Origin of the sequence: Pedobacter kyungheensis (assembly GCF_000812965.1) — a bacterium.
GTDB lineage: Bacteria > Bacteroidota > Bacteroidia > Sphingobacteriales > Sphingobacteriaceae > Pedobacter > Pedobacter kyungheensis.
The window spans coordinates 122,009-141,336 of sequence record NZ_JSYN01000028.1; the positions used below are offsets into that span (position 1 = coordinate 122,009).

Consider the following 19,328-nt stretch of genomic DNA (forward strand, 5'->3'; position numbering starts at 1 on the left):
AAAAAAGATCAAATCACTATAAACATTTAAAAAATTAAGATCATGAAATTTACAAGAACAGCAAACGCCAATTGGAAAGGTACAGGAATGGACGGAAAAGGAACCATCAGCACCCAAAGTACTACTTTAGACCAGGCACAATTATCATTTAAAACCCGTTTTGCGGAAGGTGTTGGCACCAACCCCGAAGAACTGATTGCCGCAGCACACTCGGGTTGTTTTACCATGCAACTGAGCTTCCTGTTAAGCGAGGCAGGTCTGGTTCCCGAAAACCTGGATACCAAAGCCAATGTAACTTTTGAGAATGGCACCATTACTTTAATCCACCTTGAATTAACCGGCAGTGTTGCAGGAATTGATGAAGAAGAATTTAAAGTTTTTGCGCAAAAGGCAAAAGAAATTTGTCCGGTATCTAAATTATTAAATACCGAAATCACTTTATCTGCATCGCTGGTAGCCTAAGCGCTATTAAAAAAACATAATAAGTTAAACCCTATAATTTTAAACAAAATGAAAACACCTATAAAAGGACAATTGAATGCATTTTTCATGTTCGCCATCTTATTTTTTACAGCTTTATTTTCGGTTAGTGATGTAGCCGCACAAAGCAAAGGCCCAATTAAAAACGTTGTACTGGTACATGGTGCCTTCGCCGATGGTTCGGGATGGAGATCGCTATACGAAGTATTAACTCAAAAAGGTTATCAGGTAACGGTTGTACAAAACCCTTTAACTTCGCTTGAAGATGATGTGGCAGCTACTAATGCCGTACTCGATAAACAAGATGGGCCAACCATTCTGGTAGGCCACTCGTGGGGCGGAACGGTAATTACACAAGCGGGTAACCACCCTAAAGTTGCAGGTTTGGTTTATGTAGCTGCTTTACAACCCGATAACGGTGAAACCTCCTTACAATGGCTGCAAACAGCGCCACCTGCACCAGAAAACGGTGTTTTAAACGCTGACGATAAAGGCATCATTTATTACGATAAAGCCAAATTCCATGCAGGTTTCTGTGCCGATATCAGCAAAGCTCAGGCCGATTTTATGTATGCTTCGCAAGGTGCTTTTCATGCCAAAGGTTTCTTAGCCCCTATTACTAAAGCGGCCTGGAGAGATAAACCGGCTTACGCAGTGATTGCAACTGAAGATAAAAGCATCAATCCTGATATCCAACGCGCGATGTACAAACGCTCAAACACCAAAACTACCGAAATTAAAGGCAGCCATGTGGTGTTCATCTCTCAACCTAAGGCAGTGGCCGAGGTAATTATTAACGCATCGAAAGAGATTGCCGGCAAAAACTAAGGAAAAAATTCGCAAATCTAACAGGTGGGTGGTGACACCCACCTGTAGCGTGTGCTATTGGGCGGTGTCTCCACCGCCCATTTGAGTTGATTTTGTGATAATTAATCTATTTTAATGTTACATCGCTTGTTAATCAAAATAGCATTTATACAATGAAGTCTTATAAAGCTCACTCGTTATTTCCCATGAATTAGATTGATTATTTTACCATCAGATCTTTGTATTTCTATATGAGGAACACCACCATACATACCTTTCTCCAAGGTGCCATCCACTACCCAAATACCATTTTTCAATTTTACAATGAAAGGTTTTCGTTCAAGCACTTTTTCACCATATACACGAACAAATATTATTTGTGCAATCTGAATGGCAGTAGTACTGTCAGGTACATATCCTTCATTAATATCCCATTCCTTTTGCTCAACATTAGAACGACATTTTAATATAACTGGAGCTATCAGAAAAATCAATAACCATAATCTAACATTTCTATAAACTAATTTCATTCGGTTTAACTTTAATTAATAGGTAAAATGGCATCACCGCTTTGCTTTTTATAAAACGATTTAAATTTGATTTACAAAAGCTTCACCCGCTCCTCTTCCAAATCGATCTGGTAAATATGTAATCTGATCATCTCATCATGAAGTTCGGCATCATTTCGGTTTAATGCTGACAGGAAATTGCGTTGTCCGTCGAGTAGCTCCATATAGGCTTTTTTGGTGCTTTCGCTCATTTTAACCTGCTCTGGATTATTTATTTTATGCTCCCACTGCGTTATCATCCGTTGTAAATGCACATCTTTTTCTACCTGACCATCCTGCTGTGCTTTTAATATCCTAACCGTTTCTGCCACCAGCTGGCTTTTAATCCGGTGTCTGGCTTCTTCTTCGCCAAGCTCTGGAATGTGTCCAAAAATGCCGGAACGTTTGATAAGATATGGCAGAGTTAAGCCCTGAATTAACAATGTAAGCAGGATAACGGTAAAAGTGATAAATAAAATGAGGTTGCGATGAGGGAAGGGCGCTCCACCTTTAAGGGTTAAAGGAATGGCCAGGGCTGCAGCAAGCGATACCACACCGCGCATTCCGGTCCAGCCCAGCAATAGCGGCATGCGCCACCTGATGCGGCTGCTTCCTCTCAAAACGGCTAAATCGGGTCTGAATAAAATAGTGGCTACCAGGGCACTGTAGGAGCTGATAATCCGCGCAACAATTAATATCGCAGTTACGATGAGTCCATAAGTAATGGCCTGCCCTATCGGTATACCATCTGCATGGAGCCCATCTACTACCTCAGGCAGTTCGAGGCCAATGAGCATAAATACAATGCCGTTAAGAATAAAAATCATGGCTTCCCAAACACTGTAACCGCGTATACGACTGGCACTGGTTAAAAAAGTAAGCCGGCGGAGCGATAAAAACAAGCCGCCCGAGACCACAGCCAGCACCCCCGAGCTGTGTACCTGCTCGGCAACCCAATATAAAAAATAAGGCTCAATTAGCGTAAAAACAATATCAGAAGCCGCATCGGTAGGCAAACGTTTATGTGCCTGTGCAAACAGCCAGCCAAATAACAAACCGATGCCAATGCCACCTGCAATCATCCACGAAAAGCTCAGTATAGCATCCTGAAAAATAAACTGCCCGGTACCCACAGCCACCAATGCAAACCTGAAAATAATAAGAGAAGAGGCATCATTCAGCAAACTTTCACCTTCGAGTATGGTAGCCGTTGATCTGGGGATTTTTACAAATTTCATGATGGCTCCGGTACTTACCGCATCTGGCGGAGATACAATTCCGCCAAGCAAAAAGCCCAGCGCCAGGCTAAAACCGGGGATAAAATAATTGGCCACAACGGCAACGGCCAGCGCAGAGAACAACACTACCAAAAATGCAAAGCTCCCAATCATGCGCCACCACTTTTTCATCTCCTTAAAAGAAATGCTCCACGAAGCCTCGAACAAAAGCGGCGGCAGGAAAATAAAGAAAATCATATTGGGATCGACCTGCACCTTAGGTAAACCCGGAACAAAGCTGATGAGTAAACCTGCTATAACCAATAATACCGGGTAGGCAATGCGTAACTTTGTTGCCAGCATCTCGATCAGTACTATTGCGGCAACCAGGGCCAGCATAAAAGGTAATTGTTCGTGCATATTTTAAGTTTTCTTTTTAAAAATAGCAAAAACAAATATATCAATCAGCGAAATTTGCGTGATCGGCCTATCGTGTGGACACATCTTTTGCAGTTCCCTTTGCACTTTCCGTCATTGCCAGCTCGACTGGCAATCTTAATGCTGTAAAAAGGCTAGCGAACCATACGCCAAAATTTGCGTGATCAGCGGAAAACCGCTCTAATGCTCCCACGGATTTAAGATTATGAAATCATTTTAGCCAGGTTGCCCAATTGTTTAAGTTTAAATTTCAGTTCATCAGACCAGGGCAGGCCTATACAAAGCCTGATACAATTCTCGAACTGATCTTGCAAGGTAAACATACGCCCCGGGGCAACGCTGATTTGTTTTTTAATGGCCAGATCGTATAGTTTAATAGTATCTACCCCTTTATCAAATTCGACCCACAGCGCGAGCCCACCTTGTGGCCTGCTGGTTTTGGTGCCTTCAGGGAAATAATCGGCTATGGCCTGAACATAGTTTTGATAGTTGTGTTGTAAAGTACGGCGAAGTTGGTGCAGGTGCACATCGTAACGGCCGGTTTTAAGGAAATTACCCACCGCTTCTTGTATAATTGAGGGCGACGACAGTGAATGCACCAGTTTTAACCGCAGCAATTTATCTTTATATTTACCCGGAGCCATCCAGCCAACACGATAACCCGGCGCCAGGGTTTTAGAAAAAGCACTGCACAGGAGCACATTGCCTTCCGTATCGAAAGCCTTACAACATTTTGGCCGCTGTGTACCAAAATAAATATCACCATAAATATCGTCTTCAATCAACGGGATATTGCGCTCGGCCAGCAACTTTACCACTTCTTTTTTATGTTCATCGGGCATACAGCTCCCCATTGGTGTATTAAAATTGGGCACCAGCAGGCAGAGGTTAATTTTAGGTAATACTTTCTTTAAAGCATCAACCTCAATACCGGTAACGGGATGTGTAGGCAATTCGAGTACTTTAAAGCCCAAACTAATTACCAGTTGAAAAATACCGGGATAACAGGGGCTTTCTACGGCAACTGTATCCCCGGGTTTGCCCAAAGCCATCAGGCAAAAAGACAAGGCATTCATGCCTCCGTTAGTAGTAATGATATCGTCTTCGCTCAGATTACCACCCCAGGCCAGCGAGCGTACGGCAATCATGCGCCTTAGTTTAACATTACCCTGCAAGGGTTCATATTCCGTTCCTCCCTCTGTTAAAGCTCGGGTAGCATACAAAACTTCCTTTTTCAGTTTAGCCAAAGGCAACAGATTACCCGATGGTACACCTATAGAAAAGAGCGTAAGATCGGTACGCCCAATATTGGAATATACTTTGGTAATTAATTCACTTGGTTCGTTAAGATTGGCTTTTAGCGAAGGATTACTCGCCTCAGGTAATGGCAGCCTCAGGTAATCGAGTTTGTTAACGAAAAAGCCAGATTGTGGTTTTACCTCAATTAAAGATTGGGCTTCAAGTTCTAAAAATACTCTTTTAGCGGTATTCATACCAATACTGTGCTCTTTACACAACATCCGCACAGATGGCAGCCGATCTCCGGCTTTTAAAATTCCACTTCTAATCTGCGTGGCAATACCGCTGGCAATTTCATTGTACCTAAAAACTTTCTCCATAACCAAAACAAACTGTATCCATACAAATATACAAAACTGATACTGTATTTATCAGTGCTGGCTATGCACTTTTGTATATCAATTTTTAGGAAATGGAAGATACCAGTATAACACTTAAAGAAAACGTTTCGAGGGGCTGGCTTAACGGCTTTATCGGCGTACTTATTTTTAGTGGTTCAATGCCTGCAACCCGGATGGCTGTAATAGACCTTAATCCGGTGTTTGTAACGGTTGCACGCGCCTCAATAGCCGGTTTACTGGCACTTGCCGTGCTGATTGCTTTTAAAGAAAAACGCCCCGCTAAGGCATTGTATATCCCTATTGCCATTGTTGCTTTGGGCGCCGTTATTGGCTTCCCGTTATTAAGTGCCATGGCACTACAACGCATTACCTCGGCGCATTCGTTGGTATTTCTAGGCTTATTGCCCATCGTAACGGCTTCCTTTGCGGTACTGCGTGGTGGCGAACGTCCGAGCCCGGTATTCTGGTTATTTTCGGTTATGGGCAGCTTGTTGGTTATCGGCTATGCCATTTACCAGGGACTTACCGCATCGCCCATTGGCGATATGTTAATGCTGGCTGGCATTGTACTCTGCGGACTTGGCTATGCCGAAGGAGCCCGGCTATCGAAAACGCTTGGTGGCTGGCAGGTCATCTCCTGGGCATTGGTTATTTCGCTTCCTATCATGTTACCCATTATGTTTATTTACCAACCCAGCTCATTTTCTACCGTAAGTACCGGTGCCTGGCTTAGTTTGGCTTATATTGCCTTATTTAGTATGTTTATTGGCTTTATATTCTGGTACCGCGGCCTGGCGCAGGGAGGCATTGCCTCGGTTGGCCAGTTACAATTGCTCCAGCCCTTTTTCGGATTGGGTCTTGCCGCTACACTCCTGCATGAAAATGTAAGTTTAGGGATGCTGGGCGTTACTGTAGGTGTAATTCTTTGTGTGGCCGGCTCTAAGAAATTTGCTAAATAATCTATTCTCTATTAAAACAGAAAAACATGTTTGTACCCAACGGTTATAAATTTGAAAGCGAAGCAGCAAAAATTACTTTCATGCAGCGCTATAGCTTTGCAACGATCATCACAAACAACGATCAGCAGGTTCCTTTAGCCACGCAATTGCCTTTTGTGGTCGATCAGCGAACAGATAAACTCATCCTTAGCGGTCATTTTAGCATCGCCAACGAGCAGGCCCGTTTTATTGAGCAAAATACCTCGCTGATTATATTTACTGAGCCACATGCCTACATCTCCCCTGCGCATTACAGCAAACGCGAAAGCGTACCCACCTGGGATTATATCGCTGTACATGCTTACGGCACAGCAAAAGTGATTACAGATGAGGTTTTGAAGTTTAAGGCACTGGAACAGATGATTAATTTTTATGAGGAAGATTATCTGGCACAATGGAACAGCCTTGCCGATACCTTTAAAAACAAAATGATCAAAGGGATAGTGGCTTTTGAACTGGAAGTAACCAACCTTCAGGGACAGCAAAAATTAAGTCAGAACAAAACACATGCAGAGCGCGAAAGTATTATTGCACAATTGAAAAAAAGCAACAACACAGTTGAGCACGACCTTGCAGACTACATACACGCAACCCTAAAAGATAAATAACATGGAAATAGTAAACAGTACCGCAAATGATATTGAGGAGATCTTTAACCTTTACAAAATAGCTACGGCTTTCCAGAAAACGAAGTATATTGTGCAATGGCCTCAGTTTGAACAAGCCTTAATTGAAACCGAAGTAGCCGAGCTCAGGCAATGGAAAATGCTGATTGATGGCCAGGTAGCCTGTGTTTGGGCTACTACTTTCAGCGATCCGCAAATATGGGAAGAAAAAAATGCAGATCCTGCAGTTTACATTCACCGCATTGCTACCCATCCCGATTTTAGAGGGCAAAACCTGGTAACAGCAATTGTAACCTGGGCAAAAGCATACGCCAGGGCACATGATAAAAGCTTTGTACGCTTAGATACAGTAGGTGAAAACCAGGGATTAATTCATCATTACCAAAAATCGGGTTTTAACTACCTGGGATTATTTAACTTAAAAAACACCGATCAGTTACCGGCCCATTACCACAATGCCCCCGTAAGTTTATTCGAATTGGTTGTAAATGAGTCCGGCGCCTCAAAATAAACCTGGATAACAATCATTTAACATTTCATTCAGCTAAGGGTAATAATAAGCAGCTATTATTACCCTATGGTTCGCATCAATTTTTCCAGACTTGGCTTTGAAGAATTTTTCAACTGTCCGTTCGACAAGCTGGAGGAAGAGATTTCGCGTTTTTCTATCCGCATAAAACTGCAAAACAACCTGCAAACACCCGAAGCGCGCGAAAGCTACCGCAATGAATTAGACCGGTTAACGGTTTTAAAATACATCAGTCAGCTCAGAAAGGGCAAACTTACCAAAGAAGATTTTAGCCTTAAAGTAGCCTTAGTTTAATCAGCGGAATTATTTATAATATCATAATATAGCACTAACAATTTGATTTTACAGGGGGGCTATCTTTACATTATGATGACGATAAGCCCTATAAATAAAGCAGTTGAAAATAATCGTTTTTTCTATTTACTCTGCCTGTCTTTTCTGGCATTTAGCGGATTAATGCTGGCCTGCGTAACCAAAGCCGATAGCTTTATAGCACTCAACCAGTTTCACAGTCAAACTATGGATTTTTTCTTTGCCCGTTATACCTTTTTGGGCGATGGTACATGTTCGTTAATAGTATGCGCTATATTGCTGTTTACGAAACAACGTAATCTCGCATTATGTGTGCTTTTGGCTTACCTCTCTTCAGGTCTTTTCGCCCAAACACTTAAGCATCTTATTGTTGCTCCACGCCCAAGAATATATTTCGAGAGCAGTAACATTCCATTTTATCTCGATTTCTTTAAAACCAGCTGTGCAGGCAATAACAGCTTCCCATCTGGCCACACCACGTCGGCATTTGCACTGGCAACCGTACTGGCCAGTCATTTTAAACGGATTGTACCCAGTATCCTGCTTTTTATTGGTGCTTTATTAGTTGGATTTTCGCGTGTGTATACCGGCGAGCATTTTCCACTCGATGTATGGACAGCCATGGCAATCGGAATTTCCTTTGGTTTAATTGCAATCGTACTGCTAAAAGACAAAAAAATTGTGTTAGGTAGGTTCGGCAGCCGAAAAAATACCCAACCTGCTGCTTCGCTTTTTGCCGAATAAACTTACATGACTGTAAAAACGAAACTGATTATCTTAATCTTTATGGCTACGTTAATCAGATGTATCGCAGCCATCGCAGTTGATTTAGGTAATGATGAAGTATATTATTTGTCTTATGCCCATCACCTGCAGTGGAACTATTTCGATCACCCGCCAATGGTTGCGCTGCTCATCAGGTTAACAACCTTTAATTTAAATTTCACCAATGCTTTTTCTGTAAGGCTTGGCCCTATTATACTTGCCGCTGTAAATACACTGATGATATTTAACCTGGTGAGCAAACTAAAAAATGAAACTGCTGGCTTTATTGCCGCGCTTTTGTTTACCGCATCTGCTTATTGCAGCGTAATAGCGGGCCTGTTTATCCTGCCAGATGCGCCTCAAATCTTTTTTTGGATAATTGGAATCGGGTTGCTGATAGATTGCACATCGCCAAACACCACCAGAAGCAGATTAAACCTAAACCTCATTTTATTTGGAGTTGTAGCCGGATTATGCACTATGAGCAAGGTACATGGCATTTTCCTGTGGTTTGGCTTACTTTTATATGCAATAACAACTTACCGAAAATTGCTGCTCAACAGGTATTTTTATATTTCCGGTTTAATTACCGCACTCATTGTTTCTCCGGTTTTAATCTGGAATATCCACAACAAATTCATTACCTACAGCTTCCATAGCAGCAGGGTAACGCTTAATCATGGTATACACCTGCTGGGTTTTGCGCGCGAGCTATTGGGAAGTATATTGTACAACAACCCCATTAATTTTCTGTTAATCGTAATGGCCTTAATTGCCATTGCCCGAAAGCAATCGACTATTAAACCTCAGACAGTCAAACTCTTGCTTTTTACAAGTATACCACTCATTCTTATACTGCTGTTTACCTCTTTATTTAGAGATACGCTCCCGCATTGGTCGGGGCCCGCTTACGTTGCACTGATTATGCTTACAGCCTGCCATTTTTCAGCAGATACAGTAAAAAGTAGTCTCCAGCTTAAGCTTGCTTATGCTGCAACCCTATTGTTAGCGCTAATCGTTTCATCAGGCATACTGTTAGTTAATTATTTCCCCGGAACAATCGGTAAACAAGACAGAGAAACACTGGGCAGCAGCGATTTTACACTGGATATGTACGGCTGGGAAAATTTGGCAAAGGAATTCAGGCAACTCAGACAGCGAAATATTACTGCCGGAATTTCCAGAGCGCATTTTATCATCAGCGATAAGTGGTTCCCTGGCTCGCATATTGATAATTATGTGGCACAACCTTCAGAACTGGATTTCCTGGCTATTGGCCATCTGGAAGATATCCATACTTACGCCTGGCTTAACCGTTACCGGAAGCAAATAAAAAGCGGCGATGATGCCTATTTCATTACCTTTTCTAACAACTTTAGCGATCCACAACCGCAATACAGCCATTTGTTCAGAAAAATCACCAAAGCAGTCACCATTCCACAATTCCGAAATGGAAAACCTGCCAGGAATATCCTGATTTATTTGCTGATGGATTACCGGGGTAAATAAATAAGCGGTTAATCTAAATTTCCAGTTAGAAAAAATAGCCTAATCATGTTTCATCCTCTAAAAAAAATGTTAGGTTTGTATAAATCTACTAAATCTATCTTTTTTATATATTAATATCTAAAGCGATGTGCTGTTGTTGTAAACTCTAATTAATTAGCTACGCCAAGCAAACCGATACCCCCTACCGAGGCATAACACAACCACCGACTAATAAAAAATCGCAAATGCAGAAAGCAATAAGACCATTATTGAAAATTTTAAGCATCACCTTTACTTCAATATTCCTTTATACCAATACCATTTGGGCGCAAAACACGAACCCTTCGCCACTTAGCTTCCCAACGCCTAAAAACGTGGATAATATGCTGTTTTATTTGCAGCGCGATCCGAATATCAATACCCTTATATATGCCCTCAACCTCGAAAAGGATGGAGAGGTCAACCGTTCGCAACCGATTAATGCCTACTGGCTCCGTTATGCCGAAAAAGGAGAAAAGAAAGAGCTGGGTTATATACAGCGTAAATTTGCTTACGGCATATTGGCTAAGGAGATAAGTAAAGATAAGTTCGAACTCCGTTTTGTATCGCATAAAAAGCTACCCTTTTATCTACTGCGCTCGGGCAGCGACCAGAAGTATTATGTACTGGTAACTGTAAATGACAAGAAAATTAAAATCAACAGGCTTTTCATCAGGATTGAGGGCGGATCTTTTTGGTTGCCCAATGTAAAATATGCCTCAATTGAGGGTACAGAACTCTCAACGGGTAAACCGGTAACCGAAAGGATCTCCGTTAAATAATATTAATACGGGTTGCATTAAACCAAAACCAGCTGCAACGGTCAAAAAAATATGGTAAACAAATCTGCACTCCGCTTTTTTGGCAAATGTTTTTTAACAGCTTTAATGCTGGTTTGGCCTGTGCTTTCACGCGCGCAAGAGGCTGTTAAAGTCATGAAATGGACAGTGGGCGATACACTTCGGGAAGCGATGGTTTACCTCCCCTCAACTGCAAAAACTAAAGAGAGCCCGGTAATATTTGTTTTCCATGGTCATGGTGGTACAATGGGCAACATGTTCAGAAGCAGAGGATTCGAAAAGCTCTGGCCGGAAGCCATTATTGTTTATCCGCAAGGGCTTAATACCCCCGGACAGTTAACCGACCCTGCCGGCCGCTTACCGGGCTGGCAAAAGGCCCCGGGCGATATGGGTGACCGCGATTTGCACTTTTTTGATGCAATGTTAAAAACATTAAGGCAAGATTACCGGGTAGATAACAAGCGCATTTACGCCACAGGCCACTCTAACGGAGGCGGTTTTACCTATTTGCTCTGGGCAACCCGCGGAGATACTTTTGCTGCCTTTGCACCCTCGGCCGCTGTAGCACCAAAAGTTGCCAGCCAGTTAAAGCCTAAGCCTGCCATGCACATTATGGGCGAGCAGGATGACCTGGTAAAAACCGCCTGGCAAAGGGCTATGTGCAATAAAATATTACAGGTAAATGGTTGCAACGATAAGGGTGAGCCTTACGACCAATACGCCACATTATATCCTTCGGCTAAACAAAGTCCTGTGGTGTTGTACGTCCATCCGGGAGGCCATGTTTACCCTACCGAAGCCAATAAAGTAGTTATAAAGTTCTTTAAAAGCATGGTAAAACCTTAAAAAGACGATTAATTAAACATTAACTGGCCTGTAAAATTTCTACCTCCCGCAATGAGAAAATAAATGCGGCTATGCGATTAAAAGCAGCATTAAATTTTTCATTATTTTCTGGTTGGTACAATTTCTCATAGCTGATGTGATTGGCGCTAAGTGTAATCGTCATAAACGGATTGCCATCTATTTTCAGTTGATAACGGATGTTTTTATATTCCAACACCGGCACGATGTTCATCTCGCTCAGCAACCTGTCAAGTTGTTTTATCGCACGCAGAATATCAAGATTAGGGGTTAAAAGTAAGGGCATAATTAAATTTAGATTTTTAGTCAATTACAATTGACGATTAATGGGGTAAATGGTTTAAAATGGAGTTCAATAGTTCATTTGTCATTGGTTTATTAGTTAATAGTTTATGGTTCATAGTTAATAGCCAAACTGTTAACTACCAATTGAAAATTGGTTATTGGTCATTAGTTCTTTAGTCAATAGTTAATGGTTCATAGCTGCAATCAAACAGAAAACTGCCAACTGAAAATTGATCATTGGTCAATAGCTAATGGTTCATGGTTAATAGCTCAACTGAAAACTGCCAACTGAGAACTGAAAATTGATTATTGGTTATTGGAATTTGTTCATTCCATTATTGTCCATCCCGGTAAACTTCTGCACCGGCTTCCTGCTGAAAAACAGCTCCACTCGAAATCGTTTCTACTGCTGTAAGCACGGTTAGCGATTTGGCATCCTGATCAATAAAATTTACCAGTTCATTAAATTTCCTCGCTGCAAGGGTAAAAATCATCACGGTTCTACTTTCTCTTTTATTCATAGCATCATCAATTTACGCAAGCCTTATTCTGTATCAGGAATGCAAGGCAAATTTGCTCAAACCATTGTTTTTAATGGTATTTAGCCGCGATGAAGATGTATCAATTTCTTAAACCGTTACATTTTACAGGCTTTTTTCGTCCTTCAAAGTAGCAAGGTAAGCCGATGGCGTAGTGTGCATCACTTTCTTAAAAGCATTAAAAAAAGTATTGCGCGAAGAGAAACCTGCATCCAGGGCAATGGCTTCGAGAGTGAATTGTTTCCAATCGCCCTGATCCAATCTGGCTTTAATATATTCGATGCGCAGGTTGTTGATGTATGTACTAAAATTAAGCTGATAATGGTTATTGAAAAGCTCGGACAATTTGTGGTTCTGAATTTCCAATGCCGAAGCCAGCTCGCTCAGGTTAAGTCCGGGCCTCCTGAAAAGCTCTTGTTCCTTAATGGCCAGGGTTACCTGTTCGGCCAGATGGATATCTACTAATTTCGGCTTCGTTTTTTCTTCTGTCAAAGGCTGGGAATCTGCCTGAATATTTTCGTTATTTACAACTGCTTTTTTAGTAAAGCCGTAAATGAGTTCAGGGTTAAAAAAGAACATAAAACTCAAAACCAGCAAACAGCAACATAAAAATATAACAATCGATCCTTCGTGTAAAATCGACCAGATATGGCTCCTGTTTTGTAAGATCGAGACATTAATGAGCAGCATACCCGCAAAAATGATGAAGCATACTACGCTAAAAAAATAGATCCAGTTAATGGTTTGCTGTTTTTGACCAGGTTCTTTTGAAGCCCGGTAGACCAGCCTGATCTGCAAAATGGTATAAATAAGGGCTGAGAAAGGAAAAGCATACCAATGCCAGGGTTCCACAATATATTTGCTATCTGAAAATGCAAATTCCACATCGGCCACTACCCTGCTTACCACCTCGTGCTGCCCGGCATAGGTCAGCATATTATATGGAATAATGGAAATGATTGCGGGAATAGCAATCAGAAAATGAAGCAGATGCGATGGCTTAAAAACGGCGTGCTCCTTGTTCAAAGAACCCCGAAAATAGAGGTACAAACATGGTGCAACAGTATAATAAAAAGGTAATCCTTTATTAAACAAGTAGGGATAGTCTTTAATCAGACCTGAATTGGTTAAAAGATAAATCAGGCCATACCAGGCCATACCTGCAATGGCCAGCGATAGCAAAAAATTGAGGTAAAACTTATCGCGCCCATAAAGCAACAGTTTAACCACAACCACTGAAAAAATAAAAATTGCACCGATAACGGCAAGGAAAATGGGATGCAAAAGCTCAAATTTTAATAAAAGCACCAAAATTAAGCATTATTAACCTGCTTTTCTGTAGAAAAGGTATTCTTGCAGGTATTTGACGAAGGCCTGTTAAACATTTCCGGCAACTGATCAGAAAATTGAAAAGCTGCCGGTACGATGCTGTAAAAATTAATCCTTTAAATCGATAACCGATAGAATAGGCAAATGATCGGATGCATATCTTTCTTTTACCACTTCATGATAAATTACATTAAATGGATTTCCTTTTTTAAAGGCAATATGATCGATCGTTGTTTTAGGATTAATTACCGGAATGGTGAAGCCACAATTGCTGCAACTGCGGGTAAATGCCGCATCAAATAATTTAATGGTTTCCGATCCCGGCTCAGCATTTAAATCGCCGGCAATGAGGAATGGCAAAGTTTCTGCAGCGGCTAGTTTCACTATTTCTTTCACCTGCATTACCCTGTTTTCTTCGGCATGCTCGGCATCTAAATGTGTAGATGCAAAGCGGATAAATTTTCCTTTGGCTATTTCTACAGTGGCTATGGCAAGCACACGCTGCTCGGCACGGGCACTGTTATTTTTAGGCAGTTTATACGTTTTTTGTGCTGAAAGCGGAAACCGGGAAAGGATAGCGACACCATAATCTCCTCCATCATGGTCGATAGCTTTTCCGAAATAGAAATTCATTTTTAATTTTTGGGCAAGCAAAACAGCCTGATTGATGTTACCCGAACGTTTGGTATTCACATCAACTTCCTGCAAGGCAACCAAATCGGGATGCTGCGCTGAAATGGCTTTGGCAATGGCATTTACATCAATAGTACCCGCTTTTTCTTTGGTAGGCGGATTACAGTGATGGATGTTATAACTCATTACCCTTAAACGGTTTGAGCTTTTTGTTGCAGAACCTGCTCCTAGTTTAGGCGAGCAGCCGCTAAAAAGCAATGCAACAAGTAATAATGGCAGATATATGTTTTTCATAGCCCCAAAATACAAAGTTTCTGCATTAGTAAATAACCAATTAGCAATAATCAATGACCAATAATCAATGATCCCTGTTGGCAGTTTCAGTTTCCAGTTGAATTAGGCTATGAACTATTGACTATAAACCAATAAACGAATCAGTTGGCAGTTCTCAATTTGAAGTTGCATCTGCCAATCGCCTATCGACCATTGACTAATAAACAAATCAGTTCACAGTTGGCGGTTTGCAGTCTGATTAGGCTATGAACTATTGACTATAAACCATTAACCAATAAACGAATCAGTTGGCAGTTGGCAATTCTCAGTTTCCAGTTGGATCAGGCTATGAACTATTGACTATGAACCATTAACCAATAAACGAATCAGTTGGCAGTTCACAATTTCCAACTCCATCTGCCAATGAACCATTGACTAATGAACCAATAAACTACAACGGATAAGCCGTTTCGCTCTTGGGTTCTGATAAAACGAAATAACTCTGTACGGTAGTAATATTGGGTAAAGTGGCCAGTTTATGCCTTAAAAATTCGTGGTAAGCATCCATATCTTTAGTGGCAATGCGCAGGATAAAATCATGTGCACCGGTCATTTGCAGGCATTCCATTACTTCGCCAAATTTAGAAACCTCGGTTTCAAATTCGACCAGGGTTTTAGCGGTATGCTCTTTCAGTAATACGTGCGAAAAGGCAATCAGGTTCCGGTTAATTTTCTTCCTGTCGAGAATGGCCACTACCCTTTTGATATAGCCTTGCTCTTTCAATCGCCTGATCCTTTCGTGGATGGTGGCAATAGATTTATGCAACATCAACGATACCTCTTTATTCGTTAAAGAAGCATCGCGTTGCAGTAATTTCAATATTTCTAAGTCAACCTGGTCTAAATCTCCGTGTACCATAAGCTATGCTGAATCGAAAAAAAATATAATGCAGCTTTGAAAAAACATCCAAAACTGAAATAAAAAACAAAATTTAACCAAAAAAGCAGAAAATTTCTGTAAAAAACAACAAGTATTGACTTAAAAATTTATAATACAGAGTTTTACCGAAATTATAATCAATTGCAAAAGCAATTAAAATTGGCTTAAAAATATGTCAACAACTACGCTAACAACCAACGAAATGACCTCAGCTTTGAACGCAAAATTTGAACATTTATCGCTTTTAGTTGGTAACACACCTATGTTAGAACTAGCTTATAGCTTTAAAGGCAAGCCGGGCAAAATTTATGTAAAGTGCGAGCATTACAACCTAACGGGCAGCATTAAAGACCGTATGGCACTTTATACTTTAAAAAAAGCCTATGCTGAAGGTAAAATTAAAGCTGGCGATAAAATAGTTGAAGCAACCAGCGGAAATACCGGAATCGCTTTTGCGGCAATAGGTAAAGCCCTGGGCCATCCGGTTACCATTATTATGCCCAACTGGTTAAGTAAAGAGCGTATGGACATTATTAAAAGTCTGGGCGCTGAGATTATTCTGGTAAGCAAAGAAGAGGGCGGCTTTATCGGCAGCATTAAACTTGCAGAATACATGGCAGCCAATAACCCCAATGTATTTTTACCTAAACAATTCGAAAATATAGCCAACCCCGAAGCGCATGAGTATACCACAGGTAAAGAAATATGGGAGCAACTGCAACTAAAAAGTTTATGCCCTGATGCCTTTGTAGCTGGCGTAGGAACAGGTGGCACCATTATGGGCGTTGGAAATTTCCTTAAAAAGCAAAAAACAACAGTAAAAATCCATCCATTGGAGCCAGCTGAATCGCCAACATTAACTACCGGATATAAAGTAGGCAGCCACAGAATTCAGGGCATTTCTGATGAATTTATACCTGAAATCGTTAAGCTAAACCAGCTTGATGATATCGTACAGGTAAACGATGGAGATGCAATCCTGATGGCGCAAAAACTTGCTCAAAAACTAGGGCTTGCTGTCGGGATCTCATCAGGTGCAAATGTAATCGGAGCCATTAAAAAACAACAGGAAATGGGCACAGACAGCTGTGTGGTAACCATATTTTCGGATAGCAACAAGAAATATCTGAGCACCGATTTAATGCGCGATGAGCCTGTAAAAGCAGGTTATATTACACCAGATGTCGAATTTCTCGATTATCAGGCCTTCAGCAGATTAAACGGTCAGTAAGCAGGCTGATCAATTTCCGGTCAAATCAACAACCTTAATTCAATATTAAACCAAAACAACCAAATGAAAAAAATCGCCTTATTATGCTGTTTCGTTTGCTTAATCAGTTTAAGCAGTTACAGCCAGATTTTAAAACCTGTAACCTGGAGTTACGCAGCTAAAAAAACAAGCCCAACTACGGCTACTATATTTATTAAAGCCACTATCGATCGTGGCTGGCACCTGTACTCGCAATTTGTTAAAGACGGCGGACCTGTTAAAACCACTTTTACCTTTCCTGCTGCCAAAGATTTTACTTTAATTGGCAAAACCATCGAACCTAAACCGGTTACGAAATATGAAGCCACTTTTAAAATGGACGTTAGCTATTTTGAAAACTCGGTAGTTTTTCAGCAAAAAGTTAAGTTAACCGGCAAAAATGCTGTAGTAAAAGGTAGCGTAGAGTTTATGGTTTGCGACGATAAACAGTGTTTGCCTCCAGAGCAAGTAGATTTCAGTGTTCCTGTAAAATAAGTGCAAGCAGATGATATCCTTTAAAAAAATCTCTCTCGGATTATTGCTTTTCTGTGCCATATCCTTAACCGGATATGCACAGGACAGCACGAATACCGACGACCTGACTTTTACTGAAATTAAGCCCGAAGCTACAGATACGGTAGTTAAACCGACCGAAACGATTAGCAAAGTTGCTGATAATACCCCTGCCGTTGCAGCAAAAAAAGACACTCCAGCACCGGAGGCTCAGAAAACCCTTTGGGGGATTTTTATAGCAGGTTTTGCCGGTGGATTGGCGGCCTTGCTTATGCCCTGCATATTCCCTATGCTACCGTTAACCGTGAGTTTTTTCACCAAAGGATCGGAAAAAGGGAAAGCATTTGGGCGGGCAGCACTATATGGTTTTTTCATTATTCTGATTTATGTAGTACTGGGGCTGTTGGTTACCGTAATTTTTGGTGCCGATGCGCTCAATAACCTTTCTACAAACGGTATTTTTAATTTCTTTTTCTTCCTGCTGCTGGTAGTGTTCGCTGCATCGTTTTTAGGTGCTTTCGAAATCACACTGCCATCGAGCTGGGTAAATAAAATGGATGCTAACTCGGATAAAGGTGGCGTAGCCGGATTATTTTTTATGGCTGGTACACTGGCCCTGGTTTCTTTCTCTTGTACCGGCCCCATTATAGGCACTTTATTGGTACAGGCGGCAACAACGGGCGCATTGTTAGGCCCTGCAATAGGTATGTTTGGTTTCTCCTTGGCTCTCGCGATTCCTTTCGCCTTATTTGCCTTGTTTCCATCGGCTATGCAAAAGTTACCCAAATCTGGTGGCTGGTTAAACAGTGTAAAAGTAGTTTTAGGTTTCCTCGAACTGGCCTTTGCGCTCAAATTTTTAAGCAACGTAGATTTAGCTTACCACTGGGAATGGTTCGACCGCGAAATATTTTTAGCCTTATGGATTGTTATTTTCGGCATGATGGGCATTTACCTGCTGGGTAAGCTTAAATTTTCGCACGATAACCCTTTAAATTTCATTTCGGTACCGCGGCTTTTCCTTGCAACTATTGTATTGGCCTTTACCGTTTATTTAATTCCAGGTATGTGGGGTGCTCCCTTACGCAGCGTTTCGGCCTTTTTACCGCCGCAAGAAACGCAGGATTTTGATTTGTACACTTCGGGCTTACTGGCTGGAAAATCAGCTGCAAATGACGGTCCGCATAAATATGCCGATAAGTTTCATGCACCTTTAAAACTCAATGCCTACTTCGATTATGAAGAAGGTTTGGCACAAGCTAAAAAGCTGAACAAGCCAGTGCTGATTGATTTTACCGGGCATGCCTGCGTTAACTGCAGAAAAATGGAGGCTAACGTTTGGCCCGACCGAGATATTCTAAAAATGATTAGTGAAGATTATATCCTGATCCAATTGTATGTAGATGATAAATCGGAACTGGCACCTGCTGATGTGGTAACTACTCCCGAAGGGAAAAAGTTAAATACCATTGGCAAAAAGTGGAGTGATTTACAAGCCAGAAAATTCCAGTCTAATTCGCAGCCCTTTTATGTACTGCTCGATCCGAAAACCGAGACCTTGCTGGCACAGCCACAGGGAGCAGATTACGAAGTGGCCAATTATAAAAAGTTTCTCGAAAGTGGCTTAAACGCTTTCAAATAGTAAACCGGTGGTAGAAGTTAGGAGCTACCAGCGTGATTTTAATTTTAGTTAATGATAGTAAGGGCAGTACCGGATAGTATGCCCTTATTTTTTTTACCCTCCCTCTTGCCTTCAGTTCGGCTATCCTTCTGCCTAATTTTACCCGAAACGTCATTCTCTACAGGATGGAACAGGACAGATTACCGGAATAAAAGTTTTAACCTCGTATAACCAAGTATAATCTTTTGCGGTAATATTTTTCTCAGTTGCTGCAAAATGTGCATTCCCGTTAAACCTGAATACCTATGAGCAAAAAAAAGACATTTTTAAGCAGTTAACGTCCCCTCTAATACCCGTTATCTTAACGCTTTTTGTAGCGGAATAATACCTTTTAAAAC

General features: G+C 41.3%; 21 protein-coding genes. 13 read left to right on the forward strand and 8 right to left on the reverse strand.

All coding sequences use genetic code 11. The features are described 5' to 3' along the window. Nucleotides 1-42 precede the first annotated feature (42 nt). Together OC25_RS21260 and OC25_RS21265 are read left to right on the forward strand one after the other, a co-directional pair. Nucleotides 43-462 (forward strand): OsmC family protein, encoded by a 420-nt coding sequence (locus OC25_RS21260; protein WP_039480158.1) that lies wholly within the window; start codon nucleotides 43-45, stop codon nucleotides 460-462. 48 nt (nucleotides 463-510) lie between these two features. Beyond that, a complete protein-coding gene (locus OC25_RS21265) occupies nucleotides 511-1,308 on the forward strand; it encodes an alpha/beta hydrolase (protein ID WP_039480160.1) in 798 nt (265 codons plus the stop codon). Nucleotides 1,309-1,484: 176 nt separating this feature from the next. Here the strand turns inward: OC25_RS21265 and OC25_RS21270 are convergent, their stop codons facing one another. The 3 genes from OC25_RS21270 to OC25_RS21280 form a co-directional block, all read right to left on the reverse strand. Further along, nucleotides 1,485-1,817 (reverse strand): NTF2 fold immunity protein, encoded by a 333-nt coding sequence (locus tag OC25_RS21270; RefSeq protein WP_052266372.1) that lies wholly within the window; start codon nucleotides 1,815-1,817, stop codon nucleotides 1,485-1,487. Nucleotides 1,818-1,888: 71 nt separating this feature from the next. Then, a complete protein-coding gene (locus tag OC25_RS21275; protein WP_039480161.1) occupies nucleotides 1,889-3,472 on the reverse strand; it encodes a Na+/H+ antiporter in 1,584 nt (527 codons plus the stop codon). Nucleotides 3,473-3,693: 221 nt separating this feature from the next. Then, on the reverse strand, nucleotides 3,694-5,109 hold the full coding sequence (locus tag OC25_RS21280; RefSeq protein ID WP_039480163.1) for an aminotransferase-like domain-containing protein: 1,416 nt from the start codon (nucleotides 5,107-5,109) through the stop codon (nucleotides 3,694-3,696). A 92-nt stretch (nucleotides 5,110-5,201) separates the two neighbouring features. Here OC25_RS21280 and OC25_RS21285 point away from each other — a divergent pair, with 92 nt between their 5' ends. The 8 genes from OC25_RS21285 to OC25_RS21320 all read left to right on the forward strand — a co-directional run bounded on the left by OC25_RS21285 (nucleotide 5,202) and on the right by OC25_RS21320 (nucleotide 11,533). Next, nucleotides 5,202-6,089: a DMT family transporter gene (locus OC25_RS21285; protein WP_039480165.1), complete on the forward strand. Its 888-nt coding sequence runs from the start codon at nucleotides 5,202-5,204 to the stop codon at nucleotides 6,087-6,089. A 26-nt stretch (nucleotides 6,090-6,115) separates the two neighbouring features. Beyond that, on the forward strand, nucleotides 6,116-6,736 hold the full coding sequence (locus tag OC25_RS21290; protein WP_039480166.1) for an FMN-binding negative transcriptional regulator: 621 nt from the start codon (nucleotides 6,116-6,118) through the stop codon (nucleotides 6,734-6,736). Nucleotide 6,737: 1 nt separating this feature from the next. Further along, nucleotides 6,738-7,265, forward strand: coding sequence for a GNAT family N-acetyltransferase (locus tag OC25_RS21295; RefSeq protein ID WP_039480167.1), 528 nt, complete (start codon nucleotides 6,738-6,740; stop codon nucleotides 7,263-7,265). 66 nt (nucleotides 7,266-7,331) lie between these two features. Further along, nucleotides 7,332-7,577, forward strand: a complete 246-nt coding sequence (locus OC25_RS21300; protein WP_039480168.1) for a hypothetical protein — start codon at nucleotides 7,332-7,334, stop codon at nucleotides 7,575-7,577. 72 nt (nucleotides 7,578-7,649) lie between these two features. Beyond that, the gene (locus tag OC25_RS27080; RefSeq protein WP_082018679.1) at nucleotides 7,650-8,339 is read left to right on the forward strand and encodes a phosphatase PAP2 family protein; all 690 of its coding nucleotides are present in this window, start codon (nucleotides 7,650-7,652) and stop codon (nucleotides 8,337-8,339) included. Nucleotides 8,340-8,345: 6 nt separating this feature from the next. Further along, nucleotides 8,346-9,869, forward strand: coding sequence for an ArnT family glycosyltransferase (locus tag OC25_RS21310; RefSeq protein WP_039480170.1), 1,524 nt, complete (start codon nucleotides 8,346-8,348; stop codon nucleotides 9,867-9,869). Nucleotides 9,870-10,093: 224 nt separating this feature from the next. Continuing rightward, entirely contained in the window at nucleotides 10,094-10,669 is a 576-nt protein-coding gene (locus OC25_RS21315) for a DUF4833 domain-containing protein (protein ID WP_052266374.1), read from the forward strand. 51 nt (nucleotides 10,670-10,720) lie between these two features. Continuing rightward, nucleotides 10,721-11,533 carry a CE1 family esterase gene (locus OC25_RS21320; protein WP_052266375.1) on the forward strand — a complete coding sequence of 271 codons (813 nt, stop codon included), beginning with the start codon at nucleotides 10,721-10,723 and terminating at the stop codon, nucleotides 11,531-11,533. A 19-nt stretch (nucleotides 11,534-11,552) separates the two neighbouring features. Here the strand turns inward: OC25_RS21320 and OC25_RS21325 are convergent, their stop codons facing one another. The 5 genes from OC25_RS21325 to OC25_RS21345 all read right to left on the reverse strand — a co-directional run bounded on the left by OC25_RS21325 (nucleotide 11,553) and on the right by OC25_RS21345 (nucleotide 15,529). Continuing rightward, entirely contained in the window at nucleotides 11,553-11,837 is a 285-nt protein-coding gene (locus OC25_RS21325) for a hypothetical protein (protein ID WP_039480172.1), read from the reverse strand. Nucleotides 11,838-12,171: 334 nt separating this feature from the next. Continuing rightward, nucleotides 12,172-12,357: a hypothetical protein gene (locus OC25_RS21330; protein ID WP_039480174.1), complete on the reverse strand. Its 186-nt coding sequence runs from the start codon at nucleotides 12,355-12,357 to the stop codon at nucleotides 12,172-12,174. Nucleotides 12,358-12,480: 123 nt separating this feature from the next. Further along, the gene (locus OC25_RS21335) at nucleotides 12,481-13,659 is read right to left on the reverse strand and encodes a helix-turn-helix domain-containing protein (RefSeq protein WP_156131552.1); all 1,179 of its coding nucleotides are present in this window, start codon (nucleotides 13,657-13,659) and stop codon (nucleotides 12,481-12,483) included. A gap of 153 nt (nucleotides 13,660-13,812) precedes the next feature. After that, complete coding sequence (locus OC25_RS21340) at nucleotides 13,813-14,631, reverse strand: endonuclease/exonuclease/phosphatase family protein (protein ID WP_039480179.1); 819 nt, start codon at nucleotides 14,629-14,631, stop codon at nucleotides 13,813-13,815. A 430-nt stretch (nucleotides 14,632-15,061) separates the two neighbouring features. Next, nucleotides 15,062-15,529 (reverse strand): Lrp/AsnC family transcriptional regulator, encoded by a 468-nt coding sequence (locus tag OC25_RS21345; RefSeq protein WP_039480181.1) that lies wholly within the window; start codon nucleotides 15,527-15,529, stop codon nucleotides 15,062-15,064. Nucleotides 15,530-15,722: 193 nt separating this feature from the next. Here OC25_RS21345 and OC25_RS21350 point away from each other — a divergent pair, with 193 nt between their 5' ends. The 3 genes from OC25_RS21350 (at nucleotide 15,723) to OC25_RS21360 (ending at nucleotide 18,951) form a co-directional block, all read left to right on the forward strand. Continuing rightward, nucleotides 15,723-16,781 (forward strand): PLP-dependent cysteine synthase family protein, encoded by a 1,059-nt coding sequence (locus OC25_RS21350; protein WP_082018680.1) that lies wholly within the window; start codon nucleotides 15,723-15,725, stop codon nucleotides 16,779-16,781. Nucleotides 16,782-16,844: 63 nt separating this feature from the next. Continuing rightward, complete coding sequence (locus OC25_RS21355) at nucleotides 16,845-17,294, forward strand: protein-disulfide reductase DsbD domain-containing protein (protein ID WP_039480184.1); 450 nt, start codon at nucleotides 16,845-16,847, stop codon at nucleotides 17,292-17,294. A 10-nt stretch (nucleotides 17,295-17,304) separates the two neighbouring features. After that, entirely contained in the window at nucleotides 17,305-18,951 is a 1,647-nt protein-coding gene (locus tag OC25_RS21360) for a protein-disulfide reductase DsbD family protein (protein ID WP_039480185.1), read from the forward strand. Nucleotides 18,952-19,328 lie beyond the last annotated feature (377 nt).

Bases quoted from the DNA above. Each gene is read 5' to 3' on its own strand.
- OC25_RS21260 (WP_039480158.1), top strand. From the start codon at position 43: ATGAAATTTACAAGAACAGCAAACGCCAATTGGAAAGGTACAGGAATG.
- OC25_RS21265 (WP_039480160.1), top strand. From the start codon at position 511: ATGAAAACACCTATAAAAGGACAATTGAATGCATTTTTCATGTTCGCC.
- OC25_RS21270 (WP_052266372.1), bottom strand. From the start codon at position 1,817: ATGAAATTAGTTTATAGAAATGTTAGATTATGGTTATTGATTTTTCTG.
- OC25_RS21275 (WP_039480161.1), bottom strand. From the start codon at position 3,472: ATGCACGAACAATTACCTTTTATGCTGGCCCTGGTTGCCGCAATAGTA.
- OC25_RS21280 (WP_039480163.1), bottom strand. From the start codon at position 5,109: ATGGAGAAAGTTTTTAGGTACAATGAAATTGCCAGCGGTATTGCCACG.
- OC25_RS21285 (WP_039480165.1), top strand. From the start codon at position 5,202: ATGGAAGATACCAGTATAACACTTAAAGAAAACGTTTCGAGGGGCTGG.
- OC25_RS21290 (WP_039480166.1), top strand. From the start codon at position 6,116: ATGTTTGTACCCAACGGTTATAAATTTGAAAGCGAAGCAGCAAAAATT.
- OC25_RS21295 (WP_039480167.1), top strand. From the start codon at position 6,738: ATGGAAATAGTAAACAGTACCGCAAATGATATTGAGGAGATCTTTAAC.
- OC25_RS21300 (WP_039480168.1), top strand. From the start codon at position 7,332: ATGGTTCGCATCAATTTTTCCAGACTTGGCTTTGAAGAATTTTTCAAC.
- OC25_RS27080 (WP_082018679.1), top strand. From the start codon at position 7,650: ATGATGACGATAAGCCCTATAAATAAAGCAGTTGAAAATAATCGTTTT.
- OC25_RS21310 (WP_039480170.1), top strand. From the start codon at position 8,346: ATGACTGTAAAAACGAAACTGATTATCTTAATCTTTATGGCTACGTTA.
- OC25_RS21315 (WP_052266374.1), top strand. From the start codon at position 10,094: ATGCAGAAAGCAATAAGACCATTATTGAAAATTTTAAGCATCACCTTT.
- OC25_RS21320 (WP_052266375.1), top strand. From the start codon at position 10,721: ATGGTAAACAAATCTGCACTCCGCTTTTTTGGCAAATGTTTTTTAACA.
- OC25_RS21325 (WP_039480172.1), bottom strand. From the start codon at position 11,837: ATGCCCTTACTTTTAACCCCTAATCTTGATATTCTGCGTGCGATAAAA.
- OC25_RS21330 (WP_039480174.1), bottom strand. From the start codon at position 12,357: ATGAATAAAAGAGAAAGTAGAACCGTGATGATTTTTACCCTTGCAGCG.
- OC25_RS21340 (WP_039480179.1), bottom strand. From the start codon at position 14,631: ATGAAAAACATATATCTGCCATTATTACTTGTTGCATTGCTTTTTAGC.
- OC25_RS21345 (WP_039480181.1), bottom strand. From the start codon at position 15,529: ATGGTACACGGAGATTTAGACCAGGTTGACTTAGAAATATTGAAATTA.
- OC25_RS21350 (WP_082018680.1), top strand. From the start codon at position 15,723: ATGTCAACAACTACGCTAACAACCAACGAAATGACCTCAGCTTTGAAC.
- OC25_RS21355 (WP_039480184.1), top strand. From the start codon at position 16,845: ATGAAAAAAATCGCCTTATTATGCTGTTTCGTTTGCTTAATCAGTTTA.
- OC25_RS21360 (WP_039480185.1), top strand. From the start codon at position 17,305: ATGATATCCTTTAAAAAAATCTCTCTCGGATTATTGCTTTTCTGTGCC.